Raw genomic sequence first — 12,591 nt, forward strand, 5'->3', positions numbered from 1 at the left:
CCTCCTCACATGGTCAGGTCGATGCCCTGGCGGGCAGCGGTGACCGGTTCTGGACGCAGCGGGCTCGCTGTGTCGGTGAGGCCCTCCTTGGCTCCTGCTCCAGCGCGCGTCCGTGCGTGCTGGTCCTGCTGTCCGGTGCCCTCGCGGGACGCGGTGTCGGCGCGTCCGCGCGGGTCGTACGCCGACTCGCTCCCGGGGTCGTGGCCGCCGAGCGACTGGCCGGCCTGGTCGCGCACCACGACACGGGCCTCCGGGGCGCCGGCGAGCTCGAGCACGCGGCGCAGCTCCGGAGCGCCCTCGGCCATCGCGCGCGCGGCCTCGTCACCTCCCGAGAGCTGCACCTGCACCGCACCGTCGCGCACGGTGAGGGTGACCCGCACCTCGCCCAACGCCTCGGGCTGGAGGCGCATGGTGAGGCGGTGCACCCCGTTGCCGCGGCTGACCAGCCGGCCGATCTCCGGGGACAGCTGCGCTGCCGGCGAGGGCGCCGCGGCGGCGGACGCCTCCGCTGCGGCAGGGGCTGCGGTGACCGGCACGACGCTGCCTGGGACGACGCCGACAGGTACGACACCAGCAGGTACGACACCGACCGCGACGACGCTGGCCGGAGCGGTGACGCCGGGTGCGGCGGTCGGGCCGAGCGCTGGCGCGGTGGTCGAAGCAGCACCTGGTGCGGCCGCAGGCTCCGCCGGAGCCGGTGCCGGTGCCGGTGCCGGTGCCGGCTGCCCGGACTGCCGGCCGTGCGCATCCGAGGACGAGGTGGGGTGCGACCCCTCGGCCACCGACGCACCGACCGCGCCCGGGGACACGGCTCCGGACGTGTCGACGGCGGGTGCCGCCGGCTCGGGTGCCGCCGGGAGGGAGCCGTGCCCCCTCGGGGTGGGGGCGACCGTGGCAGAGCCGGTCACGACGGACCCGGTCACGACGGCGTCCGGCGTGACGACCACCGCCGCAGGGAGCTGGATGACCGGGACGGCGACCGACACCGCGCCCGGCGGGGAGGTGTCGTCGGCGGCTTCGGGGGCGGCCCCCGCATCGGCGGTGGTGCCCGCCTCGACGTCCGGTGCCGAGGGGACCGGCCCGCCCGGGGTCGCGGCCTCGGCGCCCCCGAGCAGCCGGGCGACGAGATCGGCGAAGGTGCCTGCGCCGGCGGACGCAGCGGTGGTGCCGGCGGGTTCGGAGGTGGGGACGGCGACGGGGGCGCGCCCCGTGACCGGGACAGGGGTGATCGTCATCTGCTCTCCTGCAGCTCGGACATGATCGAGGCGACATAGGCGCGTGTCTCGGGGTAGGGCGGGATGCCGTCGTGGCGCAGGACCGCCCCCGGACCGGCGTTGTAGGCGGCCAGGGCCAGCTCGACCGAGCCGAACCGGCCAAGCAGGTCCCCGAGCAGTCGGGCGGCGCCGTCGACGGCCTGGGACGGGTCGAAGGGGTCGCTGACGCCGAGGCCCCGCGCGGTGCCGGGCATCAGCTGCATCAGTCCCTGGGCGCCGGCGGGGCTGACGGCTCCCGGGTCGAAGCCCGACTCCTGCCGCGCGACAGCCGCCAGCAGCGCCGGTTCGACGCCGTGGGCCGCCCCCGACCGACGGAACAGGTCGCCGTACGGCGTGCCGGCCGACATCGCCACGCTGCGCGCCGAGCCCACCGCGCCCACGGCGGCGAGCGGGGCGGAGGCGGTCGTGCCGGGCAGCACGCGACGGATGTAGTCGGGGGGCGTGGTGACCGGGACGATCTGGACCTGGCCACCTGGCTTCGGGGCCTCGATCATCCGCCCGTCACCGAGGTAGATGGCGATGTGGTCGGCCCCGACGTTGCGACCCGAGTTGTCCCACGCGATGAGGTCCCCGGGACGCGCTTGGTCCAGGCTCGCGACCGGTGTCCCGGCGCGCGCCTGGTCGGCGGACAGACGAGGCAGCTCGATGCCGAACGAGCCGTACACCGACTGCACCAGTCCGGAGCAGTCGACCCCGCGCTCGGGGTCCGTGCCGCCCCAGACGTAGGGCAGCCCGACCAGCTCGAGCGCCTTCAGCGAGACCTCCTCCCCGGTGACCCCGCCCGCCGCGGCGGCACCCGGGGCGGTGCGCACCATCGCGTCCGCGAAGCCGGTCGCGCCGGTCCCGGAGGTCCGCGCACCGGCGCCGGGGAGCATCGCCAGCTGTGCCTGGATCTGCGAGATCCTCGCCGTCACGTCGGTGATGCTCATCGCGTCGCTCCTGCCGCACCGGGAGTCGACTCGGCACGTAGCCATCGGGCCGCGACCAGGTCATCGACCTCGACCCGCTCGCGGCGCAGCCGTTCGGCACGCCGTCGCTCGGCGCGTCGCTCGAGCAGCAGCTCGACCGCGGCCACCCGGGTGCGGTCCCGCTGCCAGTGCTCGCGTGCGGCGAGGTGCAGCATGGTCGACGAGGCCAGGGCGGCGCGCGAGGTGCTGACGTCGAGCGCGGCGCCGGCGGCGACCGCGCGGGCTGCGGCGAAGGACGCGGGGTCTGCCACCTCGGGGTCGTGGGTCTCGACCAGCCGGGCCGCGAACGAGTCGAGACGGCGTACGGCCTCGTGCAGGTCGGCGGAGGCCTGGGCCAGGCCCAGGCGGCTGTCCTGCTCGCGCACGCCGCGCACGCGCGCGACCGCACGCATCCCGGCGTCGGGGTCGGTGTCAGGGGTGCGCGCCATCAGGCCACCAGCTCCCGGAGCCGTTGCCAGGTGTCGGCGGTGCCGGTGGACTCGTCCATGTCCTGGCGCAGGAAGGCGTCGATGGCGGGCATCCGGGCGATCGCCACGTCGGCGTCGGGGTCGGCGCCGGGGACGTAGGCACCGATCTCGACGAGCTCGCGGACCGAGCGGTGGGCGGCGAGCAGGCGCCGCAGCCGGGTCGCGTCGGCACGCTCCTCGTGCCGCGTCACGGCGCGCTCCACGCGCGAGACGGACTCCAGCACGTCGATGCTGGGGAAGTGGCCCGAGGTCGCCAGCCGGCGCGAGAGCACGACGTGCCCGTCGAGGATCGAGCGGGCGGTGTCGCCGATGGGGTCCTGCATGTCGTCTCCCTCGACCAGCACGGTGTAGAGCCCGGTGATGCTGCCCGTCGCCGAGGTGCCGGCGCGCTCGAGCAGCTGCGGGAGCAGGGTGAACACGCTCGGCGGGTAGCCACGCGTCGCGGGCGGCTCGCCCGCGGACAGACCGATCTCGCGCTGCGCCATCGCCACGCGGGTCAGGCTGTCCATCATCAGCACGACGTGCTTGCCGGCGTCGCGGAAGTGCTCGGCGATCCGGGTCGCGACGCCGGCGGCGCGCAGCCGCTCGACCGGCGGGGCGTCGGAGGTCGCCACGACGACCACCGAGCGGGCCAGGCCCGCGGGGCCCAGGTCGTTCTCGATGAACTCGCGCACCTCGCGGCCGCGCTCGCCGACGAGCGCGATGACCGACACCTCCGCGTCGGTGCCCCGCGCGACCATCGACAGCAGGCTCGACTTGCCGACCCCGGAGCCGGCCATGATGCCGATGCGCTGACCCCGTCCGCAGGGGATGAGTGCGTCGAGGGCACGCACGCCCAGGCCGAGCTGGTGGTCGATACGCGGCCGGCTCAGCGCCGCGGGCGCGGCCTGGGTGACCTCGACCTGGCGCAGGTGCGCCAGCGACGGACCGCCGTCGACCGGACGCCCCAGGCCGTCGAGGACGCGACCGCGCAGCTCGTCGCCGACGGGCACCAGCAGCGGGCCGCCCGTGTGGCGTACGGCGTCGCCGACGCGCAGCCCCGTCGTGCTGCCGAGCGGGAGGCAGGTCAGCCCGGCCGGGTCGCTGGCGGCCACCTCGGCCAGGACGGGCACGGCCTCACCGACCGCCACCAGGTCGCCGACTGCGGCGGACAGGCCGGTGACCCGCAGGCGCAGGCCGAGCACCTCTGCCACCAGGCCGAGACGCTGGGGGGCGATCGCCGCGAGCGCGCGGGCACGGACGTCGGTGCTCACCGGAGCACCTCCGCCAGCCGGGCGAGCGCCTGGTCGACCCGGAGGTCGACGGCGTGGTCCCCGGCGTGCGCGAGGGCGTCCGCCGGCCCGAGGGTCGGGTCGGCGACCACGACGACCCCGAGGTCGCGCAGGTCGCCGGCCACCGCGGCCACGTCGGGGTGCAGTCGCACCGTGGCGACCGGGTGCTCGGGCAGCAGCCCCACGACGCGTCCCACGACAGCGGCCGGGTCCGGCACGACGTCGCCCAGCAGGGTGCGGGTGAGCTCGAGCGCCAGGACGGCCGCCTGCTCGTCCACCCGCCGGCACGCCTCGGCGAGGACCGCGCGGGCGCCCGCGGCGGCCTCACGCAGCGCCGCGACCGCGGCGGCGTTGTCCGCGTCACGACGCTCGGCATCCGCGGCGGCGGCTCGGCGCAGCTCCTCGGCCTCGGCCTGCACGGCGGCCTCGGCTGCCCGCCGTCCCTCGGCCCACCCGACCGCGTAGCCCTGGGCCCGCGCCGCGGCGCGGGTGGGCTCGACGGGACGCAGCTGCGGCAGGCGCAGGCCGGCGAGCTCGGGGACCTCGGGCACCGGCAGCAGGTCAGTCGACGAACTCATCGTCGCCTCCTCGTCGCACCACGACGTCGCCGCGCTCCTCCATGGAGCGGATGGTGGCGATGATGGACTGCTGGGCTTCCTCGACCTGGGTGAGGCGTACGGGGCCGAGGATCTCGACCTCCTCCAGCACGTTCTCCGCGGCACGCTCGGACAGGTTGGCGGTGATCTTGTCGCGCACCTGGGGGGCGACGCCCTTGAGCGCGAGCGCGAGGACCGCGGTGTCGACCTGCCGCAGGACCTGCTGCACGTCGCGGTCCGAGAGGCCCACGACGTCCTCGAAGACGAACATCCGGCTGCGGACCTCCTCGGCCAGACCGGAGTCCAGCGACTCGAGGCCGTCGACGATCTGGCGCTCGGTCGAGCGGTCGGCCCGGTTGATGATGTCGACCAGCGGACCGAGGCCGCCGACGCGCGAGGTGGTGCTGGGCTGCAGGACCGAGGCGAGCCGGCGCGCGAGCACCGTCTCCACGACGCGCACGGCGTCGGGGTTGGCGCGGTCCATCACCGCGATGCGGTGGGCCACCTCGGCCTGGAGGTCGGGAGCGAGGCCCGAGAGGACGAGGGAGGCCTTCTCGGCGCTCATGTGCGCGAGCACGATCGCGATCACCTGCGGGTGCTCCTCCCGGATGAAGGAGCGCAGCTGGGCCGGGTCCGCCCGGCCCAGGAACTGGAACGGCAGCTGGACGGCCCGCGCGTGGAGGCGCTGCACGGCCTCCTCGGCGCGCTCGTCGCCGAGCGAGCGCTGCAGCAGGTCCCGCGCGAGGTCCATGCCGCCCTGCAGCATGTGCTGGCGGGCGCCGAGCAACGCGGAGAACTCCCCCATCACCGACTCGGTCTCGCTGGGCTCGACCGCAGCGAGCTGGGCGATCTCGGAGGAGACCGCCTCGATCTCCTCCTCGCTCATGTGCGCCAGGACCTGCGCGGCGCGGTCCTTGCCCAGGCGCACCAGCACGATGGCTGCCTTGCGCGCACCCTGTCCGGTCATCACGGTCATCAGGGACGCTCCACCAGCCAGCCGCGCAGCAGCGAGGCGACCTCGTCGGGCTGGCGCTCGACCAGGGCCACGAGCTCGTCGCGCATGCCGTCGACCGGCTCGACCGCAGGAGCGAGCGCGAGAGCGGTGGGCGCCTCGTCCGAGGCGCGGCTGAGCTGGGCCGCGCGGGCGACCTGCTCCTGGCGCAGCTGCTCCACCACGTAGGACGTCGCGTCCTCGCGGGCCTGCGTGGTGCGGCGCGAGCGCAGCCACGCGAGCGCGACGAACATCAGAACCAGGCCGCCCAGCGCGCCGTTGCGCAGCCAGGCGTTGCGGCTCGCCGTCGCGGCCTCGGCGGCCGCGGCCTCGAGCGCCGCGGCGTTGGCGTCCTCGACCGAGGTGTCGAAGGGCAGGTTGGAGGTCTCGATGGTGTCCCCGCGCTCGAGGTCGATGCCGATGGCCGAGGAGATGATCGCGTCGATCTCGCTGGCGTCCACGGCCACCTTGGAGTTGGTGTCGACCACCACCGCGGCGTGCAGCGACTCGACCGAGCCCGGGGCGGTCTCCGACTGCTCGACCACCTTGTCGACGCCGTTCTCGCGCACGGTGGAGGAGTTCGAGTAGCTGCCGTCGTCGCCGGCACCACCGGTCTCGAGCTGGGTGTCCGGTCCCACGACACCACCGGTGGTGCCGGGGGCCGCGGTGCCGGAGTAGCTCTCCTCCTGCACCGACTCCGACAGCACCGGGGACTTCGCGCGCCCGTAGGTGGTCGTCTCGGTGACCACGCGGTCGAAGTCGAGGACCGCGGTGACCTGGACGGAGGAGTTGCCGGGGCCGAAGACCCGGTCGAGCATCGCCTGGGCCTTGCCCTCGAGCTGGTCCTGGTAGTCCTGGACCTGCCGGTTGCGGCTGCCCGAGCCGCCCGCGGAGTCGGCGTCGTCCGAGAGGACCTGCCCGGTCGAGTCCGCGACGGTGACGCGCGCCGGGTCGAGGCCGTCGACGCTGGAGGCGACGAGGTGGACGATCGCCTGCACCTGGTCGGGCCCGAGGCTGGTGCCGCCACGGGTGGCGACCAGGACCGAGGCGGTCGCAGGGTCCTGCTCCTCGACGAAGACCTGCTTGGGCGGCAGCGCCAGGTGCACCACGGCGGTCTCCACCCCGTCGATGGCCTCGACGGTCGAGGCGAGCTCGCCCTCCATCGCGCGCTTGAAGTCGGTCTGCTCCTTGAACTGCGAGGTGGAGATGTCCTGGCCGTCGAGCAGTGCGTAGCCGGTGTCGCCGGCCCCCGAGGGGATGCCCTCCCCGCTCAGCGCGATGCGGGTCGAGTAGACCTCGTCCCGGGGGACCGAGATCGTGCCGCCGCCGCCGCCGATCTGGTAAGGCACGCCGTCGGCGGCGAGCTGCTCGACCACCGCAGAGGCGTCCTCGGCCGACAGGTTGGAGTAGAGCGGGGAGTACGACGGGGCCGAGGCCCAGCGGAAGACCATGACGGCGGCGAGGAGCAGGGCGCCGGTCCCGACGACGGCCACGACCTTCTGGCCGGGGCTGAACGAGGAGAAGGTACGGCGGTGGCGCTCGAGCGCGCGCGTGAGACCGGCCCTCATCCGACCTGCATCCGCATGATCTCGGAGAACGCCTCGATGGCCTTGTTGCGCACCGCGACCGTGAGCTTGGTGGCCACGTCGGCCTCGGTGGCGGCCAGGGTGTAGTCGTGGATGTTGGGCAGGGTGCCCGACGCCGCGCGCACGGCGAGGGAGTCAGCGGTGTCCTGGACGCCCTCGAGGCGCTCGAGACCGTCGAGCACCATGCTGCCGAAGTCGGCGCCGCGGGCGGAGGTGACCGCCGCGGACGCACCCGCTGTCGGTGCCGTGACAGCCGGCGCGGCGAGGGGCATGAAGCCGCCGATCGCCTCGATGCCGCCGATGCTCATCAGCGCTGCCCGATCTGGAGCGCGGCGGTGTAGGTGTCCTGGGCGGTCTTGGTCACCTGGACCGAGGCCTGGAAGCCGCGCTGCGCCTGCACGAGCGAGGTCATCTGGACCGACATGTCCATCGCGGGCAGCCGGACGTTGCCGTCCGCGTCGGCGAGGGGGCTGTCGGGGGCGTAGGTCAGCACGCCCTGCGCGTCACCGAGCTCGATGCCGCTGACGTCGACACCGCCCTCCGGGCGCGCGGTGGCCACGACCATCTGCTCCTGGAAGGCGTCCTCGCCCGTCGCGCGCACGGTGTTGGCGTTGGCGATGTTGTGCGCGAGGGCGTCCAGCCAGGTCTGGTGCATGCCCAGGCTGCTGTTGGCGATGCGCAGCATGTCGAAGGCGCCCATCAGAAGCTGCCGGCCGCGGTGGTGACGAGCGCGTAGTGGTCGGAGACCGCACGGGTCATCATCTGGTACTGGAACTGCGACTGCACCGCCGAGAGCGACTCGTGGCGCAGGTCGACGTTGTTGCCGTCGGCGCCCACCGGGGCGTTGGTCAAGGTGGCGACCGCGGTCACGCCGCCGACGGCCATCCGGCCGCGCTCGATCGCCGCGGACAACGAGGACTCGAAGTCGACGTTCGTGGCGCGGAAGCCGGGGGTGTCGACGTTCGCGATGTTGTGGGCGATCACGTTCTGCCGGGTCGCGAGGCCGTCGAGGGCCGTGGCGAGCACGGACGTGACGGCGTCGGGCATGCCGAGGGACACGGGGACTCCTGCAGGAGAAATCGGTGCCGGTCCGTCGGCGGTGGGGGTGAGCGCTCCGTGCTCCCCCTCCGCATCGGCCCCCGCCTGCTCCCCTTGAGGAAAACTTTCAGCAGTCTTGGGCCCAGCGTGAAGATCGGGACCAACGGGCCCCGCCCGCACCACCCGAACGGGCCATGCCGCACCACCCGCGCGGGCCGTTCGTCAGGCGGAGACGTCGTCAGGCAGAGACGTCGACGTACGCCGGACCGTGGGGGCGCTGCGCCGGCGTCGAGCGGCGTGCCCGGTCGAGGTCCTGGTGCGAGCGCTCGAGGGCCCGCGCGAGCTCCTCGCGCACCTCGTCCTGGCGCCGGAGCAGGTCGTGGGCCTGCTCACGCAGCGCGGGCGGCACCGGTCCCTCGACGGGCGGCGGTGTCCAGGCGGGCCGTACGCCGTCCGGGACGCGGGACGGGTCCGCCACGAGCAGCTCCGCCAGCCGGACCTCGAGCTCGAGACCGGCGAGCGCCCGCTGCCAGGCCACCGTCGTCGTCGCCGCAGCGGGGGTCGGCCCGCCGCGGCCCTGGTCACCGGCCGGCGAGCGGCCGATCATGCCGAGACGGCGGTCTCGACCGCCGCCTCCCGCCACGCCTCCGCGAGACCCTCGACGAGCTCGAGGCAGTGCGTGGTCTTGTCGGTGTCGCGGTCGACGTTGGCGCGCACGAGCTGCACCATGAGGTGGGAGTAGAGGCCGCTGAGGGCCGGGCTGCCGTCCCAGACGTCCGGGCGCAGCGACGACTGGAGCAGCGCGATGATGTCCTGCGCGTGCAGCAGCTGGGTGTGGGCCGTGGCGTGGTCGCCGACCTGCTGGGCGGCGAGCGCGCGGCGGCAGTCGAGGGCGAGCCGGTCGTAGAGCATCACCAGCAGGCGGGCCGGGCTGGCGGTCTCGACCGATGCCTGCACGTAGGCGGCGGGGGTGGGGTAGGCCATGGTGCTGTCCTTAGCTTCCCGAGGTCGGGAGGGAGGAGATCTGGCCCGCCAGCCAGGCCGACTGGCTGTTCATCTGGCTGAGGGCTGTCTCGAGGGCGGTGAACTGCCGGGTGAGGGTGGCGCGCCGCATCTCCAGGCGGTCGTCCCAGGCCTCGACGCCGTCGTTGAGACGACGGATCGAGGTGGTGCGACCCGCGATGGCGGTGGTCAGCGAGCCGGTGTACTTGTCGCTCGCCGCGGACGCTGCGGCGGCGATGCGGTCCATCAGCCCCGAACCGCCGGCCAGGCGGGACCGGACGTCCGCCGGATCGGCCACGAAGCTCTCGCGCAGCCTGGCCTCGTCGAGGACCAGACGACCCGTGCGGTCGGTCTGGATCCCGACGTCGGCCATGGTCGCGCCGTCACCGGAGAAGACGGTTGCGAGCAGGACGGAGCGCACGTCGCGCACCCCCGAGTCGCCGTTGAGCAGGCCCGCGGTCTTACCGGCGGGGTTGAAGGCGGTCAGCGAGTCGATCTCGGCGAGCGTGGCGTTGACCGCCTCGACCACCGACTTCACCCTGGCCACCATCGCGTCGGGGTCCGCGGCCACGGAGACCTCGCCGGATCCCGTCGCGGCCGCGCCGAGCGTGACGGTGAGCCCGGGAGCCAGGTCAGCGAAGGTGTTGGTGGTCGAGGTGACCATGATCCCCTCGCCGACGGTGACCTGGGCGTCGCGCCCGGGACGTACGACGGCGCCCCCGAGCAGCGCGTCGCCGCTCGAGGCGTCGGTGAGGCTGAAGTCCCCTGCCGCGCCCGTGCCTGCCGACTCCACGACCAGCCGGAACTCGTCAGCGCCGACTCGCACCGCGGTGGCCCGCAGCCCGGTGGCGTTGAGAGGGTCGTTGATCGCCGAGACCAGCCCGCGGAGCGTGCCGTCGGTCGTCAGGTCGAGCGGCGCCGTGCCGTCGAGACGGTCGAGACGCACCGAGGCGGGGGTCGTCCCGGCGGCGTCGAGGCCCACCGCCGAGGCGTGCTCGAGCCGGTGGGCAGCAGCCGTGCGGTCGACCCGCAGGGAGAAGCCCCCGGGCGTCGCCGTCGGGCCGGCCACCACCGAGACGGCAGTGAGCGTGGAGGTGGCGGTGAGGGCGTTCCAGCTCGTGGGTCGGGTCAGGTCGCGCGCCTGGGTGGCGAGCGAGGCGATCCGCGCGTTGAGCGTCTGGAGGGCGTTGACCTCGAGCTGCTCGCGGCTGGCGCGACTCCTGAGCCGGGTCTGCGGTGCCGCCTCGAGCTGCATGAGCTGCGAGATCAAGGTGGCGGTGTCCAGGCCGCTGGCCAGGCCGCTGATGCTGGCTGAACCGCTCATCGTGCCTCCTCGGGCCGACCGGTGTGACGGACGGGTGGGCCGGTCGTGCCGGCCCACCCGTCAGTGCGGAGGGGTGTCGGACCAGGCGTCAGCGCAGGAGCTGCAGGACGCCCTGCGAGGCCTGGTTGGCCTGCGCGAGCATCGCGGTGCCGGCCTGGGACAGGATCTGCGAGCGGGTGAAGCTCATCATCTCCTGCGCCATGTCGGTGTCGCGGATCCGGCTCTCGGAGGCGGAGAGGTTCTCCACCGCCACGTTGAGCGAGTTGACGGTGCTCTCGAAGCGGTTCTGCGACGCACCCAGGGTGGCGCGAGCGGCCGAGACGTCGCTGATCTGGGAGTCGATGGCGCTCAGGTCCGTGGCCGTCGTCGGGTCGTAGCCGGCCGCGGCCAGGTTGGTGCCCACCGTCGCGACTGCGGTGGCGACCGCCGAGACGTTGGTGAGGTCGACGTTGACGGTCTCACCCTCGTTGGCGCCGGTCTGGAACGTCAGCGACGCGTTGGTGCCGTCGAGCAGCTTGGTGCCGTTGAAGTTGGTCCGCTCCGCGATGTCGGTCAACGCCTCGCTGAGCTGGGTGACCTCCTCGGCGATGTAGCCGCGCGCGGTGTCGTCCACCGAGCCGGTGTTGGACGCCTGGACCGTGAGGTCGCGGACCCGCTGCAGGATCGAGTGCACCTCGGTGAGGGCGCCCTCCGCGGTCTGGACGACGGAGATGCCGTCCTGGGCGTTGCGGACAGCAGCCTTGAGGCCACCGACCTGCGAGCGCAGGCCCTCCGAGATCGCGAGGCCGGCGGCGTCGTCGGCAGCGCGGTTGATGCGGAAGCCCGAGGACAGCTTCTCGAGCGACTTGGACATCTGGCCCTGGGTGACCGACAGGTTGCGGTACGAGTTGGCGGCGTCGATGTTCTGGTTGATGCGAAGACCCATGATGGTTTCCTTCCGTGGTGGTGGATCACGTGCTGGAGTCCGTCCGTGGACTCCGTCGACGTCCTGTTCGGCGGGCCGGCGGCCCACCTGAGAGGTTCGACGAGCTTTTTCGCCGGACCTGCCCGGACCGACCGCTCAGGCGCTGGTCGCGACGCGGGGCCTGAAGGCGCTGACACTCGCGTGCCGCTCGGCCACGGCGGCGAAGTAGGCCTCGCGACGACGGGCAGCCACCCCGCCGGGTCGCTCGTGCGCCGGCACCAGCAGCGGGTCGAGCTGGGAGTTGATGGCGTCGCGCAGCAGCACCATGGCCTCGGCGCGCAGCTGGGAGATCCGCGACTCGGTGACACCGAGCTCCTCGGCCAGCTCGGCCATGGGCTGCTCGGCGAGGAAGTAGCCCTCGACGACGCGACGCAGCCGCTCGGGGAGCTCGGAGACCGCGTCGCCGAGGTAGGCGAGGAGCTCGGCGTGCTCGAGCGCCTGCTCGGGGGTGGGCGTCGTCGAGACCAGCGCATCGGCGTACGCCCCCTGGGCGTCCGCGGCCTGCAGCGACATCACCTTGGCACGGGCGAGGTCCTCGCGGTTGGCGATCACGTCGTCCACCCCGATGCCTCGGGCGGAGGCGACCTCCGCGTCCGTGGGGACCCGTCCCAGGCTCTGGGCCAGGCGCGCGCGGACCTCGTCGAGGTCGCGGGCCGTGCGTCGTACGGCCCGCGTGGCCCAGTCGACGCCGCGCAGCTCGTCCAGCAACGCGCCGCGCACGCGGGTGGAGGCGTAGCGCGCGAAGGGCACCCCCCGCTCAGGCTCGAAGCCCCTCGCCGCCTGGACCAGGGCGGTGAGTCCCGCCGAGGTCAGGTCGTCGCGGTCGACGTGCCCGGGGACGCGCGAGAGGACCTCACGGACGAGGTGTCCGACGAGCGGGATGTGCGTCGTCACCAGCTCGTCGACGGTGGGGACCGGGTCCGCGGCGGGGGACGGGTCGAGCGTCGCAGGGTGGGACGGAGCGGGGAAGGCGTCAGTCGCGTGGGGGTGCACGGAGGAGAGAGTTGACCAGTTTGTGGACTTCTCGTTGCCGAAATGCCCGGCGTGGTCCAACCGGGATCAACATCGGGGACCCAGGTCCTGACGCACATGGCCCGATCGGGCCATGGC

15 protein-coding genes are annotated in these 12,591 nt (G+C 73.9%); all 15 read right to left on the bottom strand.

Features of this window, described 5'->3' with window-relative positions:
• Positions 1-5: 5 nt before the first annotated feature.
• The 15 genes from K4G59_RS06615 to K4G59_RS06685 all read right to left on the bottom strand — a co-directional run bounded on the left by K4G59_RS06615 (position 6) and on the right by K4G59_RS06685 (position 12,474).
• Positions 6-1,235 (bottom strand): flagellar hook-length control protein FliK, encoded by a 1,230-nt coding sequence (locus K4G59_RS06615; protein WP_231250183.1) that lies wholly within the window; start codon positions 1,233-1,235, stop codon positions 6-8.
• Positions 1,232-2,203 (bottom strand): transglycosylase SLT domain-containing protein, encoded by a 972-nt coding sequence (locus K4G59_RS06620; protein ID WP_231250184.1) that lies wholly within the window; start codon positions 2,201-2,203, stop codon positions 1,232-1,234. Before K4G59_RS06620 ends, K4G59_RS06615 begins: the two co-directional genes overlap by 4 nt.
• Positions 2,200-2,670 (bottom strand): hypothetical protein, encoded by a 471-nt coding sequence (locus K4G59_RS06625; RefSeq protein ID WP_231250185.1) that lies wholly within the window; start codon positions 2,668-2,670, stop codon positions 2,200-2,202. Before K4G59_RS06625 ends, K4G59_RS06620 begins: the two co-directional genes overlap by 4 nt.
• Positions 2,670-3,962 carry a FliI/YscN family ATPase gene (locus K4G59_RS06630; RefSeq protein WP_231250186.1) on the bottom strand — a complete coding sequence of 431 codons (1,293 nt, stop codon included), beginning with the start codon at positions 3,960-3,962 and terminating at the stop codon, positions 2,670-2,672. The genes K4G59_RS06625 and K4G59_RS06630 overlap by 1 nt, the downstream gene beginning before the upstream one ends.
• A complete protein-coding gene (locus K4G59_RS06635; RefSeq protein WP_231250187.1) occupies positions 3,959-4,558 on the bottom strand; it encodes a FliH/SctL family protein in 600 nt (199 codons plus the stop codon). Before K4G59_RS06635 ends, K4G59_RS06630 begins: the two co-directional genes overlap by 4 nt.
• On the bottom strand, positions 4,542-5,552 hold the full coding sequence (fliG, locus tag K4G59_RS06640; RefSeq protein WP_231250188.1) for a flagellar motor switch protein FliG: 1,011 nt from the start codon (positions 5,550-5,552) through the stop codon (positions 4,542-4,544). The genes K4G59_RS06635 and fliG overlap by 17 nt, the downstream gene beginning before the upstream one ends.
• Positions 5,552-7,135, bottom strand: coding sequence for a flagellar basal-body MS-ring/collar protein FliF (gene fliF / locus K4G59_RS06645; RefSeq protein ID WP_231250189.1), 1,584 nt, complete (start codon positions 7,133-7,135; stop codon positions 5,552-5,554). The genes fliG and fliF overlap by 1 nt, the downstream gene beginning before the upstream one ends.
• A complete protein-coding gene (gene fliE / locus K4G59_RS06650; RefSeq protein WP_231250190.1) occupies positions 7,132-7,461 on the bottom strand; it encodes a flagellar hook-basal body complex protein FliE in 330 nt (109 codons plus the stop codon). The genes fliF and fliE overlap by 4 nt, the downstream gene beginning before the upstream one ends.
• Positions 7,461-7,853, bottom strand: coding sequence for a flagellar basal body rod protein FlgC (locus tag K4G59_RS06655; RefSeq protein ID WP_231250191.1), 393 nt, complete (start codon positions 7,851-7,853; stop codon positions 7,461-7,463). The genes fliE and K4G59_RS06655 overlap by 1 nt, the downstream gene beginning before the upstream one ends.
• A complete protein-coding gene (gene flgB / locus K4G59_RS06660; protein ID WP_231250192.1) occupies positions 7,853-8,212 on the bottom strand; it encodes a flagellar basal body rod protein FlgB in 360 nt (119 codons plus the stop codon). Before flgB ends, K4G59_RS06655 begins: the two co-directional genes overlap by 1 nt.
• A 217-nt stretch (positions 8,213-8,429) precedes the next feature.
• Positions 8,430-8,798 (bottom strand): hypothetical protein, encoded by a 369-nt coding sequence (locus K4G59_RS06665; protein WP_231250193.1) that lies wholly within the window; start codon positions 8,796-8,798, stop codon positions 8,430-8,432.
• Positions 8,795-9,175 (bottom strand): flagellar export chaperone FliS, encoded by a 381-nt coding sequence (gene fliS / locus K4G59_RS06670; RefSeq protein ID WP_231250194.1) that lies wholly within the window; start codon positions 9,173-9,175, stop codon positions 8,795-8,797. Before fliS ends, K4G59_RS06665 begins: the two co-directional genes overlap by 4 nt.
• A gap of 10 nt (positions 9,176-9,185) precedes the next feature.
• Positions 9,186-10,517, bottom strand: a complete 1,332-nt coding sequence (fliD, locus tag K4G59_RS06675; protein WP_231250195.1) for a flagellar filament capping protein FliD — start codon at positions 10,515-10,517, stop codon at positions 9,186-9,188.
• 88 nt (positions 10,518-10,605) lie between these two features.
• Positions 10,606-11,442: a flagellin N-terminal helical domain-containing protein gene (locus tag K4G59_RS06680; protein WP_231250196.1), complete on the bottom strand. Its 837-nt coding sequence runs from the start codon at positions 11,440-11,442 to the stop codon at positions 10,606-10,608.
• A gap of 135 nt (positions 11,443-11,577) precedes the next feature.
• Complete coding sequence (locus tag K4G59_RS06685; RefSeq protein WP_231250197.1) at positions 11,578-12,474, bottom strand: sigma-70 family RNA polymerase sigma factor; 897 nt, start codon at positions 12,472-12,474, stop codon at positions 11,578-11,580.
• Between the last annotated feature and the right edge of the window lie 117 nt (positions 12,475-12,591).

This window comes from Nocardioides furvisabuli (assembly GCF_021083185.1).
Taxonomy (GTDB): Bacteria; Actinomycetota; Actinomycetes; order Propionibacteriales; family Nocardioidaceae; genus Nocardioides; species Nocardioides furvisabuli.